Source organism: Taibaiella sp. KBW10 (assembly GCF_003852495.1).
Lineage (GTDB): Bacteria > Bacteroidota > Bacteroidia > Chitinophagales > Chitinophagaceae > Edaphocola.
This window is the reverse complement of the sequence record NZ_QAJI01000009.1, coordinates 1-26876: the sequence shown is the minus strand read 5'-3', so window position 1 is coordinate 26876 and position 26876 is coordinate 1. Positions and strand designations below refer to the sequence as shown.

At 42.6% G+C, this 26876-nt stretch carries 27 protein-coding genes; 15 read left to right on the top strand and 12 right to left on the bottom strand.

Annotated elements, in window-relative coordinates; genetic code table 11:
• Nucleotides 1–188 precede the first annotated feature (188 nt).
• Nucleotides 189–2105: a T9SS type A sorting domain-containing protein gene (locus tag DBR32_RS15335; protein WP_124637364.1), complete on the top strand. Its 1917-nt coding sequence runs from the start codon at nt 189–191 to the stop codon at nt 2103–2105.
• 40 nt (nt 2106–2145) lie between these two features.
• Here DBR32_RS15335 and DBR32_RS15330 read toward each other — a convergent pair whose 3' ends face one another.
• The gene (locus DBR32_RS15330) at nt 2146–2733 is read right to left on the bottom strand and encodes a YdeI family protein (RefSeq protein WP_124637362.1); all 588 of its coding nucleotides are present in this window, start codon (nt 2731–2733) and stop codon (nt 2146–2148) included.
• Between the two features lie 353 nt (nt 2734–3086).
• Between DBR32_RS15330 and DBR32_RS15325 the strand changes: the two genes are divergently transcribed.
• Complete coding sequence (locus tag DBR32_RS15325; protein WP_124637360.1) at nt 3087–4115, top strand: low specificity L-threonine aldolase; 1029 nt, start codon at nt 3087–3089, stop codon at nt 4113–4115.
• Nucleotides 4116–4273: 158 nt separating this feature from the next.
• Here DBR32_RS15325 and DBR32_RS15320 read toward each other — a convergent pair whose 3' ends face one another.
• A complete protein-coding gene (locus DBR32_RS15320) occupies nt 4274–5017 on the bottom strand; it encodes a dienelactone hydrolase family protein (protein WP_124637359.1) in 744 nt (247 codons plus the stop codon).
• Between the two features lie 186 nt (nt 5018–5203).
• On the opposite strand from DBR32_RS15320, the gene DBR32_RS15315 reads away from it, so the two are divergent.
• The 3 genes from DBR32_RS15315 to DBR32_RS15305 all read left to right on the top strand — a co-directional run bounded on the left by DBR32_RS15315 (nt 5204) and on the right by DBR32_RS15305 (nt 8315).
• Nucleotides 5204–6103 (top strand): AraC family transcriptional regulator, encoded by a 900-nt coding sequence (locus tag DBR32_RS15315; protein ID WP_124637356.1) that lies wholly within the window; start codon nt 5204–5206, stop codon nt 6101–6103.
• 84 nt (nt 6104–6187) lie between these two features.
• A complete protein-coding gene (locus DBR32_RS15310) occupies nt 6188–7186 on the top strand; it encodes an aldo/keto reductase (RefSeq protein ID WP_124637355.1) in 999 nt (332 codons plus the stop codon).
• Between the two features lie 64 nt (nt 7187–7250).
• Nucleotides 7251–8315, top strand: coding sequence for an NAD(P)-dependent alcohol dehydrogenase (locus DBR32_RS15305; RefSeq protein ID WP_124637353.1), 1065 nt, complete (start codon nt 7251–7253; stop codon nt 8313–8315).
• A gap of 195 nt (nt 8316–8510) precedes the next feature.
• Here DBR32_RS15305 and DBR32_RS15300 read toward each other — a convergent pair whose 3' ends face one another.
• From DBR32_RS15300 to DBR32_RS15290, 3 genes are all read right to left on the bottom strand, one after another.
• Entirely contained in the window at nt 8511–8939 is a 429-nt protein-coding gene (locus tag DBR32_RS15300; protein WP_124637352.1) for a MarR family winged helix-turn-helix transcriptional regulator, read from the bottom strand.
• 137 nt (nt 8940–9076) lie between these two features.
• Nucleotides 9077–9721: a DNA-3-methyladenine glycosylase gene (locus DBR32_RS15295; protein WP_124637350.1), complete on the bottom strand. Its 645-nt coding sequence runs from the start codon at nt 9719–9721 to the stop codon at nt 9077–9079.
• A 39-nt stretch (nt 9722–9760) separates the two neighbouring features.
• Nucleotides 9761–10282, bottom strand: a complete 522-nt coding sequence (locus DBR32_RS15290) for a methylated-DNA--[protein]-cysteine S-methyltransferase (protein WP_124637347.1) — start codon at nt 10280–10282, stop codon at nt 9761–9763.
• A 183-nt stretch (nt 10283–10465) separates the two neighbouring features.
• Here DBR32_RS15290 and DBR32_RS15285 point away from each other — a divergent pair, with 183 nt between their 5' ends.
• Nucleotides 10466–10837, top strand: coding sequence for a DoxX family protein (locus DBR32_RS15285; RefSeq protein WP_124637345.1), 372 nt, complete (start codon nt 10466–10468; stop codon nt 10835–10837).
• Nucleotides 10838–11086: 249 nt separating this feature from the next.
• On the opposite strand, the gene DBR32_RS15280 is transcribed toward DBR32_RS15285, so the two are convergent.
• Nucleotides 11087–12040: a DNRLRE domain-containing protein gene (locus tag DBR32_RS15280; RefSeq protein WP_124637344.1), complete on the bottom strand. Its 954-nt coding sequence runs from the start codon at nt 12038–12040 to the stop codon at nt 11087–11089.
• Between the two features lie 369 nt (nt 12041–12409).
• Between DBR32_RS15280 and DBR32_RS15275 the strand changes: the two genes are divergently transcribed.
• The 6 genes from DBR32_RS15275 (at nt 12410) to DBR32_RS15250 (ending at nt 16087) form a co-directional block, all read left to right on the top strand.
• Entirely contained in the window at nt 12410–13093 is a 684-nt protein-coding gene (locus DBR32_RS15275; RefSeq protein WP_124637343.1) for a response regulator transcription factor, read from the top strand.
• 26 nt (nt 13094–13119) lie between these two features.
• On the top strand, nt 13120–13602 hold the full coding sequence (locus DBR32_RS15270) for a hypothetical protein (RefSeq protein ID WP_124637341.1): 483 nt from the start codon (nt 13120–13122) through the stop codon (nt 13600–13602).
• 9 nt (nt 13603–13611) lie between these two features.
• Entirely contained in the window at nt 13612–14277 is a 666-nt protein-coding gene (locus DBR32_RS15265; protein ID WP_124637340.1) for a hypothetical protein, read from the top strand.
• Nucleotides 14264–15016: a sensor histidine kinase gene (locus tag DBR32_RS15260; RefSeq protein ID WP_124637338.1), complete on the top strand. Its 753-nt coding sequence runs from the start codon at nt 14264–14266 to the stop codon at nt 15014–15016. The genes DBR32_RS15265 and DBR32_RS15260 overlap by 14 nt, the downstream gene beginning before the upstream one ends.
• 87 nt (nt 15017–15103) lie before the next feature.
• A complete protein-coding gene (locus DBR32_RS15255) occupies nt 15104–15445 on the top strand; it encodes a hypothetical protein (protein ID WP_124637336.1) in 342 nt (113 codons plus the stop codon).
• A 66-nt stretch (nt 15446–15511) separates the two neighbouring features.
• Nucleotides 15512–16087 (top strand): YgcG family protein, encoded by a 576-nt coding sequence (locus DBR32_RS15250; protein ID WP_124637334.1) that lies wholly within the window; start codon nt 15512–15514, stop codon nt 16085–16087.
• Between the two features lie 107 nt (nt 16088–16194).
• Here the strand turns inward: DBR32_RS15250 and DBR32_RS15245 are convergent, their stop codons facing one another.
• Genes DBR32_RS15245 through metG form a run of 3 tightly spaced genes read right to left on the bottom strand, consistent with a single transcriptional unit; the run spans nt 16195 to nt 19396 of the window.
• On the bottom strand, nt 16195–16491 hold the full coding sequence (locus tag DBR32_RS15245) for a putative quinol monooxygenase (RefSeq protein WP_124637331.1): 297 nt from the start codon (nt 16489–16491) through the stop codon (nt 16195–16197).
• Complete coding sequence (locus DBR32_RS15240) at nt 16488–17282, bottom strand: S-adenosyl-l-methionine hydroxide adenosyltransferase family protein (RefSeq protein WP_124637329.1); 795 nt, start codon at nt 17280–17282, stop codon at nt 16488–16490. Before DBR32_RS15240 ends, DBR32_RS15245 begins: the two co-directional genes overlap by 4 nt.
• Nucleotides 17283–17302: 20 nt before the next feature.
• Nucleotides 17303–19396 carry a methionine--tRNA ligase gene (gene metG / locus DBR32_RS15235; protein ID WP_124637327.1) on the bottom strand — a complete coding sequence of 698 codons (2094 nt, stop codon included), beginning with the start codon at nt 19394–19396 and terminating at the stop codon, nt 17303–17305.
• A 176-nt stretch (nt 19397–19572) separates the two neighbouring features.
• Between metG and DBR32_RS15230 the strand changes: the two genes are divergently transcribed.
• The gene (locus tag DBR32_RS15230) at nt 19573–20235 is read left to right on the top strand and encodes a thiamine diphosphokinase (protein ID WP_124637325.1); all 663 of its coding nucleotides are present in this window, start codon (nt 19573–19575) and stop codon (nt 20233–20235) included.
• 22 nt (nt 20236–20257) lie between these two features.
• Nucleotides 20258–22012, top strand: coding sequence for an ABC transporter ATP-binding protein (locus DBR32_RS15225; RefSeq protein WP_124637323.1), 1755 nt, complete (start codon nt 20258–20260; stop codon nt 22010–22012).
• A 101-nt stretch (nt 22013–22113) separates the two neighbouring features.
• Here DBR32_RS15225 and katG read toward each other — a convergent pair whose 3' ends face one another.
• The 3 genes from katG to DBR32_RS15210 form a co-directional block, all read right to left on the bottom strand.
• Nucleotides 22114–24387, bottom strand: a complete 2274-nt coding sequence (gene katG, locus DBR32_RS15220) for a catalase/peroxidase HPI (RefSeq protein WP_124637321.1) — start codon at nt 24385–24387, stop codon at nt 22114–22116.
• Nucleotides 24388–24425: 38 nt separating this feature from the next.
• Entirely contained in the window at nt 24426–24839 is a 414-nt protein-coding gene (locus DBR32_RS15215) for a Fur family transcriptional regulator (RefSeq protein ID WP_124637319.1), read from the bottom strand.
• Nucleotides 24840–25045: 206 nt separating this feature from the next.
• Nucleotides 25046–25480, bottom strand: a complete 435-nt coding sequence (locus tag DBR32_RS15210) for a pyridoxamine 5'-phosphate oxidase family protein (RefSeq protein WP_124637317.1) — start codon at nt 25478–25480, stop codon at nt 25046–25048.
• A gap of 85 nt (nt 25481–25565) precedes the next feature.
• Between DBR32_RS15210 and DBR32_RS15205 the strand changes: the two genes are divergently transcribed.
• Complete coding sequence (locus DBR32_RS15205) at nt 25566–25994, top strand: 6-carboxytetrahydropterin synthase (protein ID WP_158606022.1); 429 nt, start codon at nt 25566–25568, stop codon at nt 25992–25994.
• Nucleotides 25995–26876: the final 882 nt, after the last annotated feature.

Sequence of the window (26876 nt, the reverse complement as noted above, 5' to 3'; positions counted from 1 at the left end):
GACGACGATTTTCAATATCCAAAGGATAACGTCCTGTCTGACCGGCACATCTTATTAAGGCCAACTTTGCTACATGGCCTGGCCTTTTTACCTGCTTCCTCAATAATCATATTTTCATTTCAAGGATTGAACACTTGCATTATATATATATTTTTTTTAGCTTTATAGCTTAAGCCCAATATATTGCTATGAAATCTTTATATACCTTTTTACTCATTTTGATTTGCGTTTCCTTAAAGGTTAAGGCGCAGGATTTTGTCTGGATGAAACAAATCGGCGGCACAGCCGATGAATATATTACAGATAAAGCATTTGACGGGAACCAGCAACTCGTTAGTGTGGGTAATGCGCATGGCATCGTAGACCTGGACCCCGGACCTAATGTATTTATGGTACAGGGCAGCAATAATAGTCCAAAAACTTTTGTCCAAAAAATGGATACGGATGGCAATATCATCTGGATCGAAACCATTGGAGGTACCGGATATATCTATACCGAAGCCTTAACGATAGATGCTGCCAATAACATTTATATTACCGGTTATTTTAGAGGCTCCATAGACTTTGATCCCGGTCCCGGACAGCAAATCCACACCAGTACCGCAGCGATCAGCTCCATCTTTTTCATGAAATTGCGAGCCAATGGCAGCCTGGAATGGGTAAAAGTATTGGAGGGCACCGCCCAAAATGTTAACCAGGGTTTTGACATCATTGTTTCTAAAGAAAATGGCATCTATGTATCCGGGACCTTTGGGAATGGTAATATAGATTTTGATCCAAGTGCCGGCATGTATCTCTTAAGCGCACCCGTGCGTCATATCTTCGTGGCCAAATATACCGTGGAAGGTACGCTCATCTGGGCCAAAAGCTATGGTGGTGACGGACCGGAAGAATCTTGTGTTATGGATACGGATTACCAGGGTAATATTTATCTCGCAGGGCAGTTTTCCACTAACTGTGACTTTGATCCCGGACCGGCCACCCAAATGCCCTATCCCAACTCGCAGGAAAAACTATATGTGCTTAAATGGGATAAAAACGGGAATTTTAAATGGGTGCGCTGTTTTGTCGGCACCGGAGGCAGCTCTTACTGCAACGATATCGACTACGATAATGAGGGTAATCTTTATGTATGCGGCGGTTTTTCAGGAACGATGGATTTCAATGATGGCGGCGATGGCGGCTTCATGACCTCTACTTCCACCTTAAGTAGTTATGTGGTCAAACTGGATACAGCAGGCGCTTACCGCTGGTCCTTTTCTTTTGAGACCAGCGAAGCGTATAGAGGCCATATCGACCCTTACAAGAACTATTATATCTGTGGGTATTACTATATGCCTAATGTAGATTTTGATCCGGGCGCGACGGTACATACGCTACCCATGACCGGTAATGTACAGTCGTATATCGCCAAATACGATTCCGGCGGGCATTTCCTTTGGGCAAGAGGAATACAATCCAGTGCGGTATCCAGAGCAAAAACACTTGCACTCGACCCCACAGGAAATATATACATGAGTGGTCAATTTAACCAATCGGCCGACTTTGATCCCGGAATAGGTGCTTATAATGCTACCGCTAACGGTGCCGATGACATTTATCTGCTCAAACTATTTCAATGCTATTTAGATCCCGGTGTTACGGTACAAAACCAAACCATAACCGCACAGGCTACTGGCGTCAGCTATCAATGGATTGATTGTAATACGGGACAAGCCATTACCGGTGCTACCAACGCCAGTTTCACACCTGTTCAGACCGGCAGCTATGCCGTAGTACTCAGCAGTATTAATGGTTGTAAAGACACCTCCAATTGCACCGCCATAAGAATCGATCCTAATAGTATAGAAGCGCGGAAACTTTCGGAACAGATACAGCTCTATCCCAATCCGGGCACAGGAACTTATCACTTAATATTACCGGAGGGCTATACGCAGTGCCAGGTTGGCGTGTATGACCTTTTAGGCAGGCTGATCCTGTCTCAGCACATCGATCAGAGAACGAGCATTCTTAACCTCAATGCACCTGCAGGCGTATACTTTATACATATCGGGCTTCAAAATGGTTTGGTCCTAAAAAGAAAGATGATACAGATAAACCCATAATGGAAAGATCAGGCTTGATATAAGGTCGAGCCTGATTATTTTACCTAAATTGCTTGGGTTTCTGCTGTTGAGCAGCGAGTACAACCAGCTCCTGAATGCGTTTTTGCCGGGTTTCGGCTCGTTTGGCAAGCACCACCCATTGTAGCATTCCTTTACGCACCGACTTGCTTAAACTTAAAAAAAATGCCATGGCTTCGGGATGGGATTTTAATGCAGCTTCCAGATCTTCAGGTATGCTGAGCAGCTCTACTTCATCTATAATATTCCAGCACCCATTTTGCTTTGCCTTTTCAATACTTACGTAGCCTGCCGGAGCAATAAGATCAGCTTCCATTAATCGCGCAACCTTCTCCTTATTGATCCTGGACCAGACACTATTGGGTTTCCGCCTGGAGAAGAACTGCATAAATGATTTTTTATCAATTGTCTTTTTAGTACTGTCAATCCAGCCAAAACAAAGGGCCTCATCAACCGCTTCGCTCCATGAAAGCGTTGGCATACCCGCGTCCTTTTTATAATACACCAACCAGACAGATTGTGCTGAAAGATGATTTTCCTGCAACCACAATCGCCAGGCTTCCCGGCTTTCCGGGCAAATTGATACAAAAGGTTTTTCCTGATTAACCATATGCTAAATTACAACCAAATGTGTTTAGGAAATCAGCAGCAGAACACTGTTGTGTTGGCCGGGTAAATAATGGGTTCATTGCACGTCATTTTTATATCTGTACTGCAATAGTACAACCACCGGATGACAACCCTATGTCAGTTGTCTAAAAGAAAGATTGCTTATATAGGTAGCAAACCAAATCAGGAAAGCGTCTTCCCCATTTTCTGCGGGTATTTGTTTATTTGATCAAGCCGTATATTTTGATCATGGAGGGTCGAAAATCCAAGCGAAACCATCATATCTTTACGTAAGCAAATGACAGGGCTTAAACGAAACGAAAAAACGGTACTAGGCCGCTAAAGACAATAATTATGTATAATTTCAAAAATGATTATTCCGAGGGAGCACATCCTAATATTCTCCACAAACTGATAGAGACAAACCTTGTACAGCAATTGGGCTATGGGGAAGACGAATATGCAGTACAGGCAAAGGATATTTTAAAACAAAAACTAAATCGCCCTGAAGCACAGATTTATTTTTTATCAGGAGGCACCCAAACCAATCTTATTGCCATTTCCTCTTTGCTAAGGGTACATGAGGCCGTGATCAGTGCGCAAACAGGGCATATCTCTGCCAATGAAACCGGGGCGATTGAAGCAACCGGACATAAGGTAATCACCATGGAAACAAAGGATGGAAAACTAAGCCCGGCCGACCTGCAAAAAGCACTACAGGACTATTCCTTAAAACCACATGTGGTCAAGCCGAGAATGGTCTACATTTCGAACGCCACGGAAATCGGGAGCATTTATACTAAGGCAGAACTGGAGCAATTATCCGCATACTGTAGTACACATGATTTATTGCTCTTCCTGGATGGCGCCAGATTAGGCCATGCTTTAATGGCCGAAAACAATGACCTTACTTTATCGGATATCGCGCGGCTTACGGATCTCTTTTATATAGGTGCGACTAAAAACGGCGCACTGCTCGGAGAGGCGCTGGTGTTTAACAAACCGGCACTGGCAAATGATTTCGACTATGTTCTAAAACAAAAAGGAGCCATGCTGGCTAAAGGACGGGTACTCGCAATTCAGTTTTTGGAACTGTTTAAAGATGACCTCTATTTCAGCCTGGCGAAACACGCCAATAGCATGGCCATGAAAATAGCCGGAGCCATTAAAGAAAAAGGATACACCTTCCTCACCGAACCAAAAACCAATCAAATTTTCCCCATATTACCCAAAACCCTTATTGCAGGGCTAAGCGAGCGATACCTATTTTACGTATGGAAAGAAATGGACGAAAACCAATCTGCCATACGCCTGATTACCTCCTGGGCAACGGATGAACATAAGGTAAATGAATTCATCCATGATTTAATACAGTTTGGATAGTTCTATCTAAAATATGCGTATGTCTTTTCCCTTCTGCTAAAACAGAAAAGATATGATTCAAAAGTGTGTGCACGGGAACCGTATTTTAAACATAGTAAAGCGCCCCTCATATGATGGGCGCTTTACTATTGCGCACCCAATTTAGGATCGCTTACTGATCATTGAAAGAGTTCTTTCAAAAACATTAAGGTATGCTGCCAGGCCCTTTTAGCCATTACCGCATTATAGTCCGGCGATTTCGGATCGGTAAACGTATGTTTGCTATGGGCGTAGGTAATTATTTGCCAGTCTGCCTTTCCATCATTCATCTCCGTCACCAGCTTATGCAGGTCTTCCGGTTGCACACTTTGGTCATCCGCAGGATTTTCAATAAGTATTTTTGTGCTCAGCGCGGCATTCTCGCGATCGGCCGATTTGGCCAACCCTCCGTGGATAGATACAATACCGACTACAGGAAAACCGGCACGGGCAGCTTCCAGAGCGCCACTTCCGCCAAAACAATAGCCGATCACAGCAATTTTATCCGGCAAAGCACCTTCTTTTTTTAATTGTTCCAAAGCCAAAAGTATCCGGTGCTGATAAGCTTTATAATCTTGTTTATACTGCCCTGCTATTTTCGAAGCGGCAGCATTATCGGAAGGGATATTTCCTACACCATAGATATCGGCAACAAAGGCGATATACCCCTGTTTGGCTAAAGCCAGCGCAGCTGCCTTGGCTTCCTCATCCGGCCCTTTCCATGCAGGAAGAATGAGCACGCCCGGCAATTTTTTACCGGCATTATTTGTGACCATTCCGGCGAGCTGTTGCGCACCATCGCTATAGCGTACCGGCTTTAATTGCTGAGCGATCGTTGTAAAACCGGCTAATATGGCTACAGCAAGACATAATATATTTCTCATATAAACTTATTTGAACGATTTACAAAATAAACGGATAAGCACGCCGGCACCCGTTTTGTTTTTATAAAGGTAATAAAACCGGGGCCAATGCCTGAAGAATTCGATAATTGATACAAGTTGCCGACATGCAATGTTAATTTTAAGGTCACCTGTTGCGGTAGCGTTTGAAATTCGTAATTTTATTTCATGAATGAAATGGAAACGCTGGCGGCCTTTTACAAAAGGCAATACGACTTTATGCCCGATAAGCTATGCAAAGAGATCTGTCATTTTAATGTATTTAAACTGGAACCCTTCAGTGGTAATCATTCCAAGCCGGTACCCTATAAAAAACGCGATTACTTCAAAATTACTTTACTCATAGGAGAAAGTACGATTGCCTATGCCGATAAAGCTATTCAGATACAAAAACAAGCTTTGATCTTTTCTAATCCGCAGATCCCCTACCGCTGGGAGCATACAGACCAGATACACCAAGGCTATTTTTGCATTTTCGACCAGTCTTTCTTCCATCATTATGGCAACCTTAATCAATATTCTGTTTTTCAACCGGAAGGAGACCATGTATTTGAGCTGAGTGATGAACAGGCGGCTATTCTGGCCGGTAATTTCGAACGGATGCTAACGGAGATTAATTCAGATTACATACACAAGTATGATTTGCTTCGGACGATCGTATATGAAATGGTTCATTTTACCTTAAGGATGCAGGCATCTGATCACTTAAACAAACATCCGCTCAATGCCGCACAACGTATTGCCACTTTGTTTTTAGAGCTCATGGAACGGCAATTTCCGATAGATGATGTACATCAGGCTTTGGGGTTGCGCTCTGCGTCTGATTATGCGGAAAAACTAAATATTCATGTGAATCATTTAAACCGGGCGCTTAAAGAAGCAACAGAAAAAACAACCTCACAGATTATTGCGGAACGCCTCTTACAAGAAGCCAAGATCCTATTAAAGCAAACGTCCTGGACGGTTTCGGAAATTGCTTATGCCTTGGGTTATACAGAGGTAACCCATTTCAATAATTTTTTCAAAAAGCACATGTCGGTCAGTCCGTTAAAATTTCGCCATGTTTGATTTTCGTAAGCTATTGTTTCTTTTTCGTTAGTCTGTACCCTTACTCCATTCTAATTTTGTATCATAAAAACAACAAAGACAAACATGCAAAAAAGAAAATTAGGCAACAGCGGTTTAGCCGTTTCTACCTTAGGCCTCGGCTGTATGGGCATGAGCTTTGGCTATGGTCCTGCTGCCGATAAACAAGAAATGATTGCGTTGATACGCGCAGCCGTAGAAAAGGGTATTACCTTTTTCGATACGGCCGAAGTATACGGCCCCTTCACCAATGAAACATTGCTGGGCGAAGCCTTGGCACCTTTCCGCGACGAGGTGGTTATTGCCACCAAATTCGGCTTTAAAGATACCGGCGATGGCAGCGGCCGATGGAATGGGCTCGACAGCCGTCCTGAGCACATCAGAGCCGTAGCAGAAGCTTCTTTAAAAAGACTAAAAGTGGAGGCGATTGATCTGTTCTATCAGCACCGTGTAGATCCCAATGTACCGATCGAGGAGGTTGCCGGTACCGTTAGCGATTTGATACAGGAAGGTAAAGTAAAATACTTCGGGCTTTCAGAGGCAGATGCACAAACAATCCGTAAAGCGCATGCAGTGCAAACAGTGGCCGCCTTGCAAAGTGAATATTCCCTCTGGTGGCGGGCACCCGAAACAGAGATCATCCCTACCCTTGAAGAACTGGGCATTGGTTTTGTGCCTTTCAGTCCCTTAGGCAGAGGCTTTTTGACCGGAAAGATTGATACGAACACTCATTTTGACCCTACGGATTTCCGTAATACCTTACCCCGTTTTTCTCAGGAAGCCCGTCAAGCAAATCAGGCTTTAATAGACCTATTAGGAACGATTGCGAGAAACAAAGATGCCAGTCCTGCACAGATTGCACTGGCCTGGCTATCGGCACAAAAGCCCTGGATTGTACCCATACCGGGCACCACAAAATTACACCGGCTGGAAGAAAATATAGACTCCGTAAATATCATACTGACGGCAGAAGATCTAAAAGAAATCGAAGAAGCCGCTTCAAAAATTACGATACAGGGCGACCGCTACCCGGAGCATTTACAAAAAATGGTTGGCAAATCGTAAGACAAATCGCTTATAGTACAAACCATGCAAAGAATCACAGACCTTCTTAAAAACAAATAAAAAAATGAATCACACAGCAACAAAAAGTACGAAAGCCTATGGTACAGAGGCGGCTGATGCCCCTTTGCAGGCAATGGATATCCAACGCAGAACAGTAACGCCTCATGATGTAGAAATTGAAATCCTCTTTAGTGGGATTTGCCACTCTGATCTGCACAGTGCCAAAAACGAATGGCACAATACAGTATACCCGATCGTGCCGGGACATGAAATCGTAGGCAGGGTAACGAGTGTAGGCAATCATGTCACGAAATTTAAAGTAGGCGATCTTGCCGCAGTAGGTTGTATGGTAGACTCCTGTCGTGAATGCGATTATTGTAAAGACGGTTTGGAACAGTTTTGTGAACCGGGCAATACCCTTACCTTCAATTCTCCCGATACACACATCGGCGGCCGAACTTATGGAGGCTATTCTGAAAGTGTAGTAGTAGATGAAAATTATGTATTGCGGGTACCGGAAAACCTGGACCTCGCCGGAACAGCGCCATTGTTATGTGCCGGTATCACTACTTATTCTCCCTTAAGGCACTGGAAAGTGGGTCCTGGTCAGAAAGTAGGTATCGTTGGCATTGGTGGCCTCGGACACATGGGTATCAAAATTGCTAAGGCTATGGGCGCACATGTGGTTGTGTTTACGACATCTTTATCCAAAACAGAAGATGCAAAACGCTTAGGTGCCGATGAGGTTGTACTGTCTACCGATGCCGCTCAAATGGCACAACATGCCAAAAGTCTTCATTTCATCCTGGACTGTGTATCTGCTCAGCATAACATTGATGCTTATCTGAATTTATTAAAAGTAGATGGCTCGCTCGCTTTGGTTGGTGCACCTATGGAACCGCTACCGGTGACTTCCTTCAGTTTAATACTGGGCAGACGAAGCTTTGCGGGATCTAATATTGGTGGGATTGCAGAAACACAGGAAATGCTGGACTTCTGTGCCCAGCACCAGATCACTGCAGATATTGAACTTATCAGGGTAGATCAAATTAATGATGCCTATGAACGCTTGCTAAAAGGCGATGTCAAATACCGTTTTGTTATTGACATGGCTTCTATAAAAAATTAACCTTAACACTTTCTGCTATACGAGGAGCAGTAGAAAGGTGTTTTATGTAAAGCGGCTTGAAATATTATGTCGGACGCAAAAAAAGGAAGATAGCAGTATCTTCCTTTTTTTATCATTTCGATTCTTATATAGTCCCTATTGTGCGCACAAGCTCACTTCTGAAAAGTTCAAAAGAACATTGCCTTAATAAGGTGCTTATACGTTGAGCAGCTGATTGATTTTCATAATAGTTTTATTCATTCTCTCCATCTCTTGTTTACCGATGTGATCTTCTACCAACTGAAAAAAAGTATTGACGACCGGGCTCACTTCCTTCATATACGCTTTCCCCTTGGCCGTAAGGCTAATGATTTTATTTCTCCGATCTAAATCATCTTCTGTCCGTACGATCAGCTCCCGCTTCTGCATATTATCCAGCAAGGAAGTAAGGCTCGCTTTATTTTTTGTAGAAATATCGGCAATCTCCTGCTGGTTCATATAATTATTCCTGGAAAGAATGGCCAGTAACCTTATCATTTCATAAGTAATGTCGAGATTCAATAAGGCCAGCTTTTTGTGGAAGTATTTACGCACGCTGATACTCAGGGTATACATCGTGTCTATGACTATTTTAGTATGTTCCATCTAGTGTATGTAGTGATCGGTTAAAGGACCACCCAGAGGGTAAAAGTAAAGAATATCGTTAGCCCTCAAACTATTTAAGATTTATTTGTGATGGCCTATGTCCCATAGCAGTGATTATTGGGTGAGGGATAAGGAAATTATAGGGATTGCATTTTTGCGCTTATCGGTGATGATAAATAATGATGCCATAGGATCATAGTCGCTACAGTACGATAGGGTCGCCAATGCTGTATCATATCAGGCAAAGCGGCACGCGGGGTTTCTTTCGGCAATTGTTTTAGCCTTTTTAATGCGTTAACGGCTGCAAGATCTCCAAAAGGAAAGATATCGGCACGCTGCAGTACGAACATCAGGTATACATCTATCGTCCAGTGTCCAATACCCTTTAGCCTGATCAATTGTGCACGGATATCTTCGTCGGCACAAACAGTCAATGCGTCCAGATCCAAATCGCCTTCCGCTATCGCCCTCGCCAGTATTCTGATATAGCTCATTTTCTGACGGCTCACATAACAAGCCCTCATGGTCTCGTCACTTAAAGCGAGTATAGCAGCGGGTGTAATGCCCCTTGTTTCTTGTCTTAATTGATGCAAAGCGGCTAATGCCGAGGCCAAAGAAACCTGCTGTTCTAAAATAATATGGACCAATGTCTCATAAGTATTGGGGCGCGTCCACATGGGTGGATATCCATAGGTTTTAATGATCATTGCCAGCCCCTCATCTCTAGCAGATAAAGTATCACATAGGTCCTTAAAATTGTGTGCAGAAAAGGTATTAAACATCAAAGGATAATTAAGAGAAGGATAATCAGGTTTTATTATTTACCATAAGGAATATTGTATCTTAGGGTTTTCTATATCCAGCAAGTAGCTTTTATGATACAGCCCTCCGGCAAATCCTACTAATTGCCCGGCGGCACCGATTACCCTATGGCAGGGAATGATAATTGAAACAGGATTTTTATTCAATGCACCTCCTACGGCCCGTACCGTTTTGGAATCGCCCATTAATTGTGCCAAGGCACCATAAGTCTTGGTTTTCCCATAGGGAATGGTGGCCAATAGCGCCCATACTTTTTTCTGAAATTCAGTACCGGTAATAGCCAGGGGAAGGTCAAATACTTTTCTTTTTTGTGCAAAATATTCTGCCAGTTGCTGCTCTGCTGCCAAAAGTATCGGATGATCATTTGCTGCCTGTGGTGGTGTTTCGAGCTTAATGCGTGAAAAGGTTTCCCCTTCCCAAAGAACCGCTACCAGCCCAAGATTACTGGCGATAAGCTTTAATCGGCCTACAGGCGTATCCATCTCTTTATAGAACATTGAACTTCCCATTTCATTTTCCATCTTATATTGATTTCCGGCACTACAGCAACCCCTATTGTCGATGACCAGGCGCTAACCTAAAATACAATTTTAATCCTAAAAGCTGCGATTTTATTATCGCGGTACACTTGTCTTTTAAAAAAGACGTTCTTAAATAAACTATTTGTATCAGAAATAATTATATTTGATATAAATAAAGATCATATGAAAATCGTAAAACTAGTTATCTACATTCTGTTCGCATTAATGTTTATTAATTCCGGGCTTAATAAATTTTTCCATTATATGCCTATGCCGGAACCGACAGAAGCACAAAAAAGTTTGTTCGCCGCTTTGATGCAACTTACCTGGTTGATTCCTTTAGTCGCTGTTGCCGAAATTATAGGCGGCGTACTTGTACTCAGCAATAAATACCGTGCTTTAGGCGCCATCATCCTTTTTCCGGTTATGGTAGGCATTTTGCTACATCACCTGGTTCTGGATCGTTCTGGAATGGCTATTGCAGCGATACTCATGGTCATTAATCTTTGGATCATATTTGACAACCGGAAGAAGTATAAACCTATGGTGAAATAAGCTCCCCCCTGAAACCTTATTATTTTACCGTAACAGGCGTACCGCTTTCCAAAATAGATGCACCCATTTTGGATGCACAAAACGAAGCAGACATAAAAAAGCCCGTCAAATCCCTGTAACAGATGAATACAGGGTTTCGACAGGCTTTTCGTTTTTTTTCAAAAGGCTGAAGAACGTAAAATCCTTAAATAGTATTGAGCGTTATTATAAAAGGAAATTCATTGCTCTATTGCCGGGCTGTGGTTTCAATTATTCTTTTACAAATTTCCCCCGTACCAGTTTCCCTGTAACGGTGATTGCTTCAATAAAGTAAAGTCCCGGACTAAGATCCGAAACGGATACAAAAGCATTATGCTCTTTTACAGAAGTAGCATTTTGTATGGTACTACCCGATACCGATACAATTTTCAGGCTGGCAATTTCTTCATTTGCCTGTACCGTTATCTTATCTTTTGCAGGATTAGGGCTGATCGACAATTGTGCCGTATAGGGCAAAGTATAGCGAACACGGAGTTCAGGCCAAAGTGCCGCATCCGGATGATCGCTGGTCGCATAAACCTGAGCCCGATAATGTACTTCTGTATTTAATTTCAGGTAAAATCCATTATTTATTCCGCCCCCATTTACAATCTCCTGCACAAGTTTGGTTACGTCTGTGGTAGAAACGCCATTCCATTGGGTATTGGTTACGGGAATTGCAGCAGAGATACCTGTTTCATAACCAGGTTTATCAGTCCAGTCAACCCTGTCTTCATTCCATGTACCGACATCTGAGCGGTCGACCAAATACACGCTTCCTTCATTTGTATTAGACAAAGGCGTACCCGGAAAATAGTTATTACCCCACATACCACTTATCGGTGCAGGATGGTATAAGCTCATGGTGGCACTGGTAATACGGGCACCCGGAGGAAGCGTACTTAAGCCGCTAAATTTAATTAATGATCTTGTCGTACTACCGGGGCATCCAACCTCATTCCATGTCCAGTCAGAAATCGTCATATATGCTTTAGAACCACTATTGATCAAATGAGGCGGTAAGGGCTGACCGGAATTATGACAAGCATCTTCCATATAGGTCAATTCAGCATCCAAACCTTCTTTAGGGCCTGGTTTTAAATTAAGGGTGTATTGCGCCTGTGCGGCTTGCACCAAAAAACTTCCGGCAAGGATACCGGTACAAAAGAGTTTACGTAAATTCATGTATTTGAGCCATTTTTATAATCTCAAAAAATGGAAAAAACTTTAGGAAGATTAAAAATTATTTTTTCATTAGATAATGAATGTAACCACGAATAAGGGAAATGGTTTTACTCATGAAAAACAATGCTTACGTTCATTTTTTCATGATAAGATGTTCAGCTTCCTTGCTTTATAAGGTAAAGGTGAAAAGTTAGAGCCTCTTTGCAAAGGGGAAATCCCTCAAATCTTATCAAAAAAGGCCAAAAATCTACAAAAAATAACAAAAAGCAGACAAAAGAAGAAAGGGAAATCCTACTTTTATCAATTGAACAAAAAAATTAACTTTAATAACTCGTTAATAACGGGTAACCCCCCTCAATTGTATAGTTTGTGAAGGACCTGAAAAATGATATTATTCCCATAAAGATAGCCTATGCTGAAGATCATGACCTGATCAGAGAAGCCATTATCACGAATCTCGAAAAAGATGGCCGGATCAAGGTAATTGTCGAAGCAGGCAACGGAGCAGACCTGATTAAGAAGATGGAAGAATGTCCGGAAGAGCCGAATGTATGCCTCTTAGATATCTCTATGCCCAAAATGGATGGATTTGAGACCATCACCGCACTAAAACATAAATGGCCTGAAATAAAGATACTTGTGATCTCTGCTTATGAGTCAGAAGGCTATAGGGTACGTATGGTTTTATGTGGGGCAGATGGCTACCTGACCAAACGCGCCAAAGCCAGCGAAATGCGCAGGGCAATAGAAGAAATTTATGATGTAGGCCTCTATAATACAGAACTCTTTTCCAAAGAATTTGTGCAGAGTGTTAAACGTAAGAAATTTGTCTTACCGGAGCTCACTGCTCTGGATATGCAATTGTTGCGTTACAGTATTGCTGATAAAACCTTCGATGAAATCTCCGGCCTGCTGGGCTATTCAGCAAAAAGCATAGAGGCACACCGGCTGAGGTTGTATAATAAAATTGGCGTCAAAACGCGCGCCGGTCTGGCCTTTTTTGCTATTAAATTTGGTTATGTAGGTATCGAATCTCAGGAAACTCCACTCTAATTTTTTAACTACTTAAAATAATAATAATGAAACGATTAAAACTTCTAGTGCTTCTGGCATTATCTTGTCTCCTTTTTCTGGATGCTAACCCTGTGTATAGCCAAAGTAGTGCCGCTCCGGTAGCCGACGATGGCCTGATTTCTAAAGAAACGGCCAACCGTATGATACAAAGCTATCTGGTGAGTGTAGGTGCCAATAACACAACCACTGCAGACACTCCCAACTTATACAGCCTGATTATGGATGCGGAAAAATTAAGAACCTACCTGAACAATCCGGATATAAAGGGTGTAAAAATTATGTTTGCCCATACCATGGATTATATCAACAGCGGGAAAGAAGGATTACCTTGCGGATTAAAAAGCGGCGCCTTAACAGTTGTCATTGCCGGATTCGATAAGGATGGTAATTATATTTACGCGCCGGGAGACAGGGTACCTGATCGTGCGAAGCCATGTCCCGTTTCCTGTCCCACGGAAGGGAGTGCTAAAGATAATCTCTTACCATAAGAAGGGTCGATGGACGGAAATTTACTGAGCAATGTGTACTGGGTAATTGTCATTACCATTGCCTTAATCGCAGTGTTCCGCTATAAATCGCTGGACTCCGCGACCAAAGTCATCTGTTGGATCATATGGTTGGGGCTGTTCAATGAAATTGCTTCAGATTTATTTTCTGTCTATTACGGAAATAATTATGTGTTCTACAATACTTATTTCTACCTGGAGTATGTTTTATTCTGCCTGTACTTCAAACGTTCTGTAGATGTGTTGCAAAAGAACAATTCGGGATTATATATTGCTGCAGGAGGTATTTTATTAGGTATTTTAAACAATATCTACCTGCAGCCTTTTTTACATACGCATAACTCAAATTTTTTATTGATCGAATGTCTCGTCATTTTGGCAACGGCACTCTATGCTATTTTAAGAATCATCATTGTAGATGATGATGACCTGAAACTGCAGCATAGGACCCATTTCTGGCTAGCCTTTACCATCATTTTCTACCAGTTTTCCGCCATTTGGAGCTGGGGCATATATCCCCTGTTGGGCAGTACAGATAAGGACAGATCACAAGTTTTCAGCACGATCATTTTATTGGTAAGTACTACTACTTACTTAAGTTATGGAATCTTGCTCTTACTTTATCCTAAAATGAGAAGAATAGATGTTTACACTTAACCTGGACACCATCCCCTTTGTTATCGCGGCTACCTTATCGACGGTCCTTTTTATTTTCTTTATGGTCGTATTTTTAATCACGTTTAAAAACCGGCAAAACAGAAAAAGCAAGGAAGCCTTAAGGGCCATCATTAATGAAAGGGAGCGCACCATGCAACTGATTTCTATAGAACTGTATGATAATATCAGTAACCTGTTACACCTTGCCCGGATTAACATCAATACGATGGAAGATGAGGATGAAGCGGTGGATATGAAAATGCTGGGTAAAATTGGAGATATTATTGATACCGTTATTATGGATACCCATCACCTGGGTCATGGACTGAATTCAAAATATATCGGCAAAAATGGTTTGGTGAATGCCCTGAAAGAAGAGATAGAATGGGTCAATAATTCTAAAAAGATTGCTTGCACCCTTCATGTAGAAGGCATTACAGATATACTCGAGGATGATGTCGAGATCATGCTCTTTCGTATTGCCCAAGAGGCGATCCAAAACAGTATTAAATATGCCCGGGCCAATGAGATCAGCATCTTCTTACGCTATGGCACCCATGACTTTGCAATGTCGCTCAGCGATAATGGTATTGGCTTTGATGTAGAACAAGCAGACTTTAAACCGGGTTTAGGAATTACCAGTATGCACGACCGCGCTAAAAATATCAACGGACTACTAACCATTCATTCCCGCACGGGCAAAGGAACCCGTATTGAGGTAGTCCTTAAAGAGCTGTAACCAATTATAAGATCCCGGAACAATGTCCTATAAAAAGACAAATCCCTTAAATCTGATGTATCTTCGTCCGCAAAAGATTCATCATACATGACCGATATACACAACCTTAGCCAACGCTGGTCCGCGCTGGAAACCATGATGACAGAACGTTTTGGAAAGTTGCCCGACATGCAGGCACTTCTTTACCTGATTGGCATCAATGAATATACCGGCCAGACACCGGAAGCCGGCTTTTCCAAAGAACAAAAACAAGACCTGATGCATGTGGCTGTTTGCACTTTGCTAAGCAAAGGCGGCTACTACTTGCCAACAGGCATAGACGAAGAAGGATGGCCGCATTTTAAAGAATTGATACCGGTACCGGAAAATACGCTGGACGGACAAGAGACCCTTTTAAAGGCCTATATTTTGCAGTATTTTGATTTGTAAGCATTAGATAGTATAAACACAGTTTGCCCGGATTCAAAGTATAAATAAGCCTAAATACTACCTTGCATGAGCCACTCTAAATTCATATCATTACTCCTTTTGTTCATTTGTTACGTCACTTCTTGTCGTAGCCAGACGAAGCCGTCGCCATTACGTATCGAAACCTCCTCGGACGCCGACCTGCATACGTATCGACAAAAATTTTGGGATAGTTTGCCCGCGCCGACAAATTATACGAATGATTACGAAGATTTATTCAGCCCTAAGGAACAAGAAAAATTAGACAGTATTATTGCGGCCTTTAGAACAGAAACGACAACCCAAATTTGCATAGTGACACTGGATACCCTATATACGTCACAAGAACAATTTAACGCTTTAGCATTACATATCGCAAATACATGGGGGATTGGTCTAAAAGGCAAAGACAATGGAATACTGATCTGTATTTCTAAAGGATACAGAATGATGCGGATCTGCAATGGTTATGGAATAGCAGCAATATTATCTGACGAGGAAACAAAAGCAATAACGGACAAATATTTCCTGCCACAATTTAAAAATGGTGCCTATTTTACCGGAACATATAATGGACTGATGACTTTAATGGATACCTTAAGGATGAAATTAAATTCAAAATAGATAAATGCTACATTAAACGGAATAAAATAGATCCCATCTTTAACATCATAAAAAAAGGATATGACCTGTCATATCCTTTTTACGTATAAATATTTTCTGCAGAAAAGTTAGGCCAGCACCACTTCCCGCACCACCGACCAGGCCTGCGCCTTATCCTGAAATAAAGCCTTTGTCTTCGCCCAGGTATCAGCAAAAAAAGCGCTGTTGCGGTATTGCTCCAGGTACTTGGGATCTTCCCAATAACTGTAGGTAAAATAAATATTGTCCTGTGCAAGGTCTTTTAATAATTCGAGGTGTGTACAGCCCTCCTGTGACCTTATCTGGCTTTTACGCGCTTCAAATAAGGACAGAAAATCAGGAATACCTTCGGGAAGGAAGGTCATTTTTACAATACGGATAATCATGAAAATTCTATAGGAATAATATTATAAATAAGCTGGTCTTTTTTAAACAGTTCCAAACCTAAAAGTTGCGCCGCGGAGCCTTCTCTGATGGCGATTTCGAGATAACCGGCACTGTTAAATAAACACAGACGCTCTCCCTGGATCACATCATTATAATTCTGGCTCAGTTGTGTGACGGGAACATTGCGCGGGATGCGGATGCTGAATTGCCGGTTCCTTCGATAGGCCTCAAATTCTTCCTGCGTAATATTCAGGACCACATTACCAAAACGATCGATATGGATCACATGGCAATCAATCTGCATATCCTTCACCATAGCCCTTAAAGGCGTGGTTTGCACCTCCGGTTCAAATACCACTGCTTTCAGCTGTTCAAAGTCAAATTGTGCCGCATGCATCTCTTGAATCAGATTTGCTACTTTACGTAACCATTCAATATAATTGGCAGAAGCTGGGGCTTCATATTTCCAAATTGCAATATCTGCACCCGGGAAGGTAAAGGTAAACATGCCATTATCTGCGCTGATAATGATCTGCCCTTCTATACGGGCAAACAAGATTTGAGCAGGATGCCGGTGCATGATATCAAACATAGAGATATGCACGGTCTCTTCCGGGAAATTGCGAAAAGCACTGTTCAACAGATAACTGCATTGCAGCAGATCATAAGGCGCAATCTCATGGGAAATATCTATCAGGCGCAGCTCAGGGTTTGACTTTAATATCAAACCCTTGGCTATAGCCACGGCATTATCTTTATTCCCAAAATCCGATATGAATGTTGCAATCATGTTCCTGTCTTCTACGATGTCTATTTTACGGTTCCTCCGCTATTCACCATTGATTTTGGTGAGATGAACACCAATTTCCCTTCCGCATCTTCTCCCATCAGGATCATACCTGCACTTTCAATACCCCGCATTTTACGAGGGGCAAGGTTCACCACAACCACAACTTGTTGTCCGATCACCTCCTCAGGTTGGTAATGCAAAGCAATACCCGAAACAATGGTTCTTGTCTCGAAACCAAGATCGACTTCCAATTGTAATAATTTATCTGCTTTTTTTACTTTTTCTGCGCTCAGGATCGTACCCACGCGCAGTTCCACTTTATCAAAATCACCAAACTCAATAACGGGTTTTAATTCCGGCGCAGCAGGTGCTGCAGGCGCCGCTTCCGGCGCTAAAATCACCGATTGTTTCGCATTGGCCTGTAATTTTTCTTTTTGCGCTTCGATCTCGGTATCTTCTATTTTCCGGAACAATAATTCCGGTGCACGTAAAGGATAGCCCTTACGCAATAAATCCATTTTACCCGCATTTTCCCAATCCAGTATTTTATCTACTACGGTCAGCATAGAACAGATTTTTTTGGCGGTAAAGGGTATAAAAGGATTCGCAAAAATGGCCAAGTTTGCCGTCAACTGTAACGCAATGTGCAGGCAGTTGTCTATTTTAGCCTGGTTGGCCATTTTCAGTTCCGGAGTCTTCGACAATGTCCAGGGTGCTACCTCCTGTAAATATTTATTTCCCTTACGGGCAATATCAATCACTTCATACAAAGCATCTCTAAATTTATAATGCTCTATAGAATGTTCTATTTTTTGTTTTGCGGCCTGGATATCGTGGATAATTGCCAGATCAAGGTCCGTTTTTTCCGCTTCGTGATACGCCGGTACTTTACCATCGCACAGTTTGTGCATCAGCACCATGGCACGGTTGATGAAGTTACCAAAGATATCGACCAATTCGCTGTTGTGGCGGGTCTGAAAATCTTTCCAGGTAAAGTCATTATCCTTTGTTTCGGGCGCATTGGCACACAAGACGTAGCGTAAAGTATCCTGCATATCCGGAAAATCCTTCAGGTATTCATCAATCCAAACCGCCCAGTTACGGGAGGTGGATACTTTATCGCCTTCAATATTTAAAAATTCATTGGCCGGTACATTTTCGGGCAAAATATACCCACCATGTGCTTTCAGCATCGCCGGGAAGATAATACAGTGAAACACGATATTATCTTTTCCGATAAAATGAACCAGTTTGGTATCTTCTTTTTTCCAATAGTCATCCCAACTCTGGGGCAGCAATTCTTTGGTGGCAGAGATATAGCCGATCGGAGCATCAAACCATACATATAAGACCTTACCATCGGCACCCTCTACGGGTACCGGCACACCCCAATTACTGTCGCGCGTCATCGCACGCGGCTGCAAACCACTATCCAGCCAGCTTTTACACTGACCATATACGTTCGATTTCCATTCGTCTTTTTTGCCTTCTACAATCCATTGGGTCAGGAATTCCTCATATTGATTCAGCGGAAAATACCAATGCTTGGTTGCCTTCTTTACAGGAGTTGCGTTACTCAAAGCACTTCTCGGATTGATCAGTTGCTCGGGCGACAAAGTACTACCGCATTTCTCACACTGATCACCATAGGCATTTTCATTGCTACAGATCGGGCAGGTACCTACAATATACCGGTCTGCCAAAAAGGTTTGCTTCTCTTCATCAAAATATTGCTCGCTTTCTCTTTCTTCAAACAAGCCCTCATCATATAGTTTTCTAAAAAAGGCCTGAGAAGTCTGGCGATGTATATCGGTTGTGGTTCTCGAGAATATGTCAAAAGAAATGCCCATTCCCGCAAAACTATCGCCGATTATTTTATGATATTTATCTACTACTTCCTGTGGGCTTACACCTTCTTTCATCGCACGGATGGCAATCGGCACGCCATGCTCATCGGTACCACAGATAAATTTAACGTCATTTTTTTTCGCACGCTGGAAACGCACGTATATATCGGAAGGCAGGTAACAACCGGCCAAATGCCCGATATGAACGGGTCCGTTGGCATAAGGTAAGGCGGCTGTAACCAGGATTCTGTTGTATTGCTGACTCATGGGTGCAAAGGTAGAATTTTATAGCTGATAATAGAAACGGAAATCGCACACTTAGCCATGCTTTTCGGTATATTTCCAGCAGCGTCCCTACTATAAATACTGTTTATACAACAATCATATCAATTTAACCTATCATTAGTCACAAAAAGGCTACTTTTGCAACCTTAATTATACCCATGTCTTCTCATCATATTATTCGTGAAAATCAGGAACCTGCGCTCATTATTGCTAATGGGGAAGCATGCAGTATGGATTTACTGAATGAACTCCTCGAATGGTCACCTTTGGTTGTAGTACTGGATAGTGCCATGGAGCGGGTTATGGAGCTGGGTATAAAAGTAGATGTACTCATCGGCGACTTTGACCGGGATTTTGATGCCCATTACTACCGGGAAAAACAGTATCCCATCGAGATCATTCATCAGGCCGATCAGGAATCGACCGATTTAGAAAAAGCGTTTCATTACTTGTTATCCCGCAATTTTACGGCGGTCAATGTCGTTTGGGCTACCGGGAAACGTGCCGACCATGCGTTTACCAATATCAGTAATATTGTTCGCTTTCGGGATCGTCTGAAGATTGTACTCTTTGACGATTATTCAAAGATTTACACCATTCCTTATACTTTTGAGAAGTGGTATGCCGCACAAACCATCATTTCGCTGATTCCGATAGGTACCGTCCATGGCATCAGCACGCAAAACCTGCTGTATCCTTTAGATAATGAAACACTTACGGTGGGCTACCGGACAGGCAGCTCCAACCGGGTAAAAGAAGATGGCTTTGTAAAAATAACCTATACAGATGGGGATTTACTGATGATGGAATGCCATGATTAAATATTAAACGCAACACAAACGCATGAAACTATTATACAATTATTTAAGCCGCTATAAAATGCTGATTTTTTTCGCATTGATTCTCGCGGCCATCAATCAGGTATTTTCTTTATTGAGCCCTTATTTCCTGGGCAACTACCTGATCAACCCTTATGCAGCCAAAGTTGCTAATTTCCGTCCGGATAATGCCAAAGGTTTCTTCAATGGCATCATGCTGGGTTTGGGATTAATTATCGGCTCGGCCATGATCTCCCGTATCGCTAAAGCTTTCCAGGATTATGTGGTGAATGTGATTATCCAGAAGTTCGGGGCCAGCCTTTATACCGATGGACTGAAGCACTCCCTGCAACTGCCTTTCCAGGAGTTTGAAGACCAAAGAAGCGGGGAAACGTTATCAGTACTTATTAAAGCGCGGGCCGATTGTGAGAAGTTCATCACGAACTTTATCAACATCTTATTTGCGACGCTTGTGGGGATTATTTTCGTGACGGTGATTGCTTACCGCCTGAGCCCCACCCTGCCACTTATCTATCTGGTAGGGGCAATTGTGTTGTCTTTACTCACCAGTTTCTTGAGTAAGCGCATCAAAGTGATTCAGAAAAACATCGTTAAGGAAACAACCTCCTTAGCAGGTAGTACTACAGAATCCTTACGCAATATCGAATTGGTGAAAAGCCTTGGCTTAACCGATCAGGAGATCAACCGTTTGAATAATAATACAAACAAGATTCTCAACCTGGAGTTAAAGAAGGTAAAGAGCATTCGTTCGATCAGTTTTATACAGGGTACTTTTGTGAACTTTCTGCAACAGTGTATCATGTTTACCCTGTTCTATTACCTGTTTTATGATAAATTAGAGATTGGTGACCTGATGATGATGCAGTTTTATTCCTTCTTCATCTTTGGGCCTTTACAGGAATTGGGTAATATTATTTTGAGCTACCGCGAAGCCGATGCCTCTTTGCAAAATTTACAGACCTTGCTGAATAAAGAAGTAGAGCAGGAGCCTTCAGATGCTGTAATGATTGACGACATCAGAACCCTTGCATTTGACAAGGTGAGCTTCAAGCACAAAAGCAGTACCCGCCCCGCTTTAGATCAGGTATCATTCAGTTCCATTAAAGGCGAAACAATTGCCTTTGTAGGGCCATCCGGTAGTGGTAAAACAACTTTAGTAAAACTGTTATTGGGCCTTTATAAACCCAGTGCCGGCGATATTCTCTACAATGATGTGGATGAAAGTAAAGTATCACTGACCAGTATCCGCAAACAATTGGGGATTGTAACGCAAGATACCCAGCTCTTTTCGGGCACCATCCGCGAGAACCTGAAGTTCGTAAAACCGGATGCAGATGATGAAGCCGTTATGGCTGCTATTCACCAGGCTTCGGGTAAAAGTATCCTGGCCAGAAGTGATAATGGCTTAGATACGGTGATCGGCGAAGGCGGATTAAAACTTTCGGGTGGGGAAAGACAACGTTTATCAATTGCACGTGCCTTATTGCGTCAGCCAAGATTGCTGATCTTTGATGAGGCCACCAGTGCTTTGGATTCGATTACTGAAAAAGAGATTTCCGAAACCATGGAGGAGATCAGCCAGGAACGCAATCAGATTACTATCCTCATCGCGCACCGTTTATCTACGGTAATGCATGCTGACCGTATTTTTGTACTGGAAAAAGGCAAGATCATTGAGCAGGGCAACCATAATGACCTGCTGGCGTTAAAAGGGCTGTATTATGCCATGTGGAGACAACAGGTAGGTGCTGCAGATTAAGTTCAACGTAAGGATATAAATACAAAATTATAAACAAGCAATTTCCCATACATAAAGATGGCCGCNNGCGGCCATCTTTATGTATGGGATCAATATATTAATTATCCTTTAACCAGATCAAAACGATCCAGGTTCATGACCCTGTTCCAAGCTGCCACAAAGTCTTTTACAAATTTATGATCAGCATCTGCGCTACCATATATTTCGGCAATGGCTCTTAGTTCCGCATTAGATCCGAATACGATGTCTGCGCGGGTAGCCGTCCATTTTAGGTCGCCGCTGGCCCGGTCTCTTCCTTCGTACAACTCCTGACCATCCGATACCGCTTTCCAGGCAGTGTTCATATCCAGCAGGTTGACAAAGAAATCGGAGGTTAATACTTCCGGACGTTTGGTGAATACACCATGAGCAGATTGGTCAAAGTTGGTATTCAGAACACGCATACCGCCCAACAGTACGGTCATTTCCGGAGCCGTAAGTGTTAATAATTGTGCTTTATCGATCAGTAATGCTTCTGTAGCCGCACCGGATCTGGATTTGCGATAATTACGGAATCCATCAGCCCTTGGCTCCAGGTAAGCGACAGAATCGACATCTGTTTGCTCCTGTGATGCATCCATGCGACCCGGTGTAAAGGGAACGGAGATATCCTGTCCCGCCGCCTTCGCTGCTTTCTCCACAGCTGCACATCCGGCCAGCACGATCAGATCGGCCAGGGATACCCTTTTACCACCAGCATTGAAATCTTTTTGAATCCCTTCCAAAGTATCCAATACTTTTTGTAATTGCGCAGGGTTATTCACCTGCCAGTACTTTTGCGGTGCCAGGCGTATGCGTGCACCATTAGCACCACCACGTTTATCAGAACCGCGGAAAGTAGAAGCCGAAGCCCAGGCCGTAGACACCAACTGAGATACGGATAAACCGGAATTTAATATCGTTTCTTTTAGTGCAGCAATTTCGACTTGCCCGATCAGTTCATGATCTACTTCCGGAATAGGATCTTGCCAGATCAATTCCTCTGCAGGGACATCCGGCCCCAGATAACGGGCGCGCGGGCCCATATCACGATGGGTCAGTTTAAACCATGCACGGGCAAAAGCATCTGCAAAAGCCTCAGGATCGTTCAAAAATTTTCTTGATATTTTCTCATACGCCGGATCAATTCTTAAAGAAAGATCGGTCGTAAGCATAGTAGGCTTTTGGCCTTTTGTTGCATCAAATGCGTGGGGAATAATATCTCCCGCATCTTTGGCCACCCATTGATGGGCACCTGCAGGGCTTTTCGTTAGTTCCCATTCAAAACCAAACAGGTTTTCAAAGAAATTATTGCTCCATTGTGTCGGTGTTTTGGTCCAGGTTACTTCCAGACCGCTGGTAATAGCATCTGCACCCTTTCCGCTCGCAAAATCACTGCTCCAGCCAAGGCCTTGCTGCTCCATACCTGCGGCTTCCGGTTCTTTACCTACATGTGTAGCCGGTGCTGCACCATGGGTTTTACCGAAGCTATGTCCACCTGCAATAAGGGCTACTGTTTCTTCATCATCCATGGCCATACGTCCGAAGGTATCCCGGATATCTTTCGCTGCGGCCATAGGATCGGGATTCCCATCGGGACCTTCCGGATTTACATAAATAAGCCCCATCTGTACCGCCGCAAGTGGTTTCTCCAGGTTGCGGGAGTGTATATCGCCATCAGCATTATCATCTGAAGAAACAACCCCATGCCGCTCTACAACACCTTCAGATCCGTGCGCATAACGCAGGTCTCCACCCAGCCAGGTCGTTTCAGAACCCCAATAGACATCAGTATCCGGTTCCCATACATCAGCACGCCCGCCTGCAAAGCCAAATGTTTTAAAGCCCATAGATTCCAAAGCAATATTACCCGTAAGGATGAGCAGGTCGGCCCAGGATATCTTGTTACCATATTTTTGTTTGATGGGCCACAACAACCTGCGTGCCTTATCCAGGCTCACATTATCGGGCCAGCTGTTTAGCGGTGCAAAACGTTGTTGTCCTGCGCCCGCACCACCACGACCATCACCTACGCGATAGGTACCAGCACTGTGCCATGCCATACGGATGAACAAAGGGCCGTAGTGCCCGAAATCGGCCGGCCACCAGTCCTGCGAATCGGTCATCAGCGCATGGAGGTCTTGTTTTACCGCTTCCAGATCAAGGCTTTTAAATGCTTCTGCATAATCAAAGTCTTCATCCATCGGATTGGATAAGGAGGAGTGCTGGCGCAGTATATTTACTTTTAGCTGCTTAGGCCACCAATCCTGGTTGCTTGTGCCGCCACCGCCAACATTATTCGTTTGCATGGCTCCCGAAAAGGGACATTTACCGGTGTTACTGGAGTTGTTTTCCATCGTTTACATTCTTTTTTTTATACGTTTAAGGATGATGTTTATTTTTTGAACTGTCCTGTAATCTGCAGTTTAATATCTTGTATGGCAAATCGTTTGATCGGATGATTTTTAAAATAATCTTCCAAAAGCCGGGTAATGGCTTCATCATGATAATCTTCGATCTTGTCTGTATCCGTGCAATACAAATGATGGTGGTTATCCACGATTGCATCATAACGCATGATATCCTTTTCCGTTTTTACTTTTTTCAGCAACTGATGTTCGGTAAGTGTATCCAACACTTTATAAACCGTTGCAACGGAGATATTAGGATAATTTTCTTTGATGTATGTAATGATATACTCTGCTGTGGGATGATTTTTCAGCTGTAGCACCGCCTCAAAAATGGCGATTCGCTGCGGGGTAATTTTTAACCCTTTTTCTTTTAATTTCTCTGAAATAAGTTGTCTCATAAATTTACTAAAGCCTCGTAAAGATAATGATTCTCTTTTAGGAATAATACCGATATGCTATCTAAAATACTTTAGGCCTTATAGTAAAAGTCTATATCAGATGTTATAGGGTAATGCGTATTTTCATGAGATTTTTACGAATGCCAAAGTTTGCATATTACACAAGGACGTCCTACTGTAGGGTCAGCAGCAAAATGAATTGCTTCTTATGAACTTGTCCTGTCCCAATGAAATTTGGAACCAAATCCTTTAGAATTATCGGTAAACTTAATGGTATTGATGCTTAGTGTCCACATATCTCCGGGTACCGCTACGGCCATAGGAAAAGTCGCATGGTATTGCATCGCGGGGGCCAGATCAAATAGCGTATTCTTGACCGCGTGCCCTTCCAATTGAATGCCCTTTACGAGGATTTTATCTAAGTTGTCTTCCAGAATGGTTCCTGCACAAATACCATTGGCCAGCAGCAGGGAGATATGATGTGTATTGGCGGAGGATTTGAAGTACAGGCATTGTTTGCTTTTATCATATACATAGAAACAAGTAAAACAATAAGGCCTGTTCTGCTCGTCGATACAACAAATGGTAGCACAGGTCTGACCAGAGATAAATAAGGCAATGTCTTCGTTTATCGGTTCCATAATATTCTGTTTAGCAATATTCAAATCTAAAATATTCTGCTTAATAAAAAAAATATCGGAAATTTGCGGCTTTATATCTAAGTATATGTTACAATTAACCAAAATATTCCCTTTCGAAACCGCACATGCCGTATTTGGCTATGAAGGCCCTTGCCGTAATATTCACGGGCATTCTTATGAATTGCATGTAACGGTAGCGGCTACGGAAAAAACAGAGGACTATATCGCACCTCCAGGCTTTCTGATTGATTTCAAAGACATTAAAAGGATTGTGAAGGCAGAGATCGTAGATTATTTTGATCATAAGCTGGTCCTGTCTAAAGGCTACCTGGCGGCACATCCGGAGATATCAGCACATGAAAACCTGATTGTCTGGGACCATGAGCCCAGCGCCGAAAATATTTTGATCTATACGCGTAAGCGCTTGCAAATTATTCTACCGGAAGGTATCGTGATCAAGTCCATGCGCTTATACGAGACCAGAACCTCTTATGCAGAGTGGATCGAAGATTAAGCTGTTTATATAATCTATATTGCCATTATCCTTTTCTTACAGGATAAAAGGATAATGGTCTTGCATGTTGTTTCATCAACGCAATTATTGTACACCACAATTTTGTTCGAAATAGCTAAGCACCTACAGATTGCCTCAATCCGGATAAAAAAAGAGGACTGCAAGCAAGATGAGCTGATATAAAGAAGAAATCTATTCTGCAGAAAGATCTGAAGTAGAATTAACCACAAAAGCAACACTCTGCTATTGTACTTAGGCATCGCAAGAATATTGCCCATTTATGCCGTTCTTCTAACCATACACGGAAAACACACTTAATAACAGATAGCCATCGCAAGGATGCAGCTTTGAGGTAGCATTAAACAAGCATTTATAGTATTGATCCTTTCCCTGCACTTTCTGATTATATCCATTATCCTATACATCATCAATACGAAAACTGATCGGTTTATGCGCCTGCAAATCACAAAAGGCAGTAACATCGGTAGGCTTTCTGATATAAACAGATGGCATCAAATTTCAATCTCTTATTTACAACTAAGTATACAAGGTCCTGATCAGCGGTATCGGCCATAAAAAACCATATCTGCAGAAAAATACATCCATTCTCTTGAGTACTCTGTTGCCATTAGTGCAATGGAGAACTTAAAACCTTGGGTGTTTACAATATCTGTTTCCCTCATGCGCATATAAGTGTGCAGATAATTAATAAAGACTAATCAGGAGTACATAAACTCACTATACCGGGCTTATATGTATTTGGTTGCAGCATATATTGTTTACTGTCTCTTGCGCTTTATGGTGATCGGTATGTGTTGGTATAGCTTGGTTCATGGTTGAGGTCTTGGTGTTTTGCGGTCTTGGTTGAGGTACATACAAAAA